1 protein-coding gene is annotated in these 425 nt (G+C 44.0%); it reads right to left on the bottom strand.

Annotation, left to right across the window (positions count from 1 at the left end; translation table 11 throughout):
* Positions 1-198: inorganic diphosphatase (locus tag AC1VNY_RS42755; RefSeq protein WP_482409714.1), on the bottom strand; the 198-nt coding region annotated here is incomplete at its 3' end.
* Positions 199-425: the final 227 nt, after the last annotated feature.

Here is a 425-nt window from a genome sequence, read left to right as displayed (position 1 = left end):
GTCCAGAGACAGAGTGTGGTTGATATAGCCGTAGTTGCACGGATAGAACATCGCGGTGGACATGAAGCGGTCAACGAACAGTGCGCCGCTCTCTTTGTCGATTTCGTATTTGATCGGATCTGCGTTAGCCGGGATCTCAATAACAACGTAGATGTCTTCCGGCAGATCTTTACCCGCAGGGACGTTGAGTAAGCTCATGTCTGTTTCCTTTAAAAATATGTGGCAAACAAGTGCCGAGTATTATAGCCAACTCGCGCCGAATGTCTTCGCTTGTTTTCGTCTTCATTTTCCTTTTTCGCCAGTTTTAAGACGGTATACAGAGCAGGAAAATCCATAACCGTAGCCGCATTTTTCATAGTGAGATGAAAGCGATTACAAACTTGTGATTAACGTTTTATTTACTTTTATGAAGTGTGATGTAACGC

The sequence above is a fragment of the Bradyrhizobium ferriligni genome (genome assembly GCF_056837965.1).
Note: the sequence above shows the minus strand (reverse complement) of the source record. Positions and strands in the feature narration are given on the sequence as shown.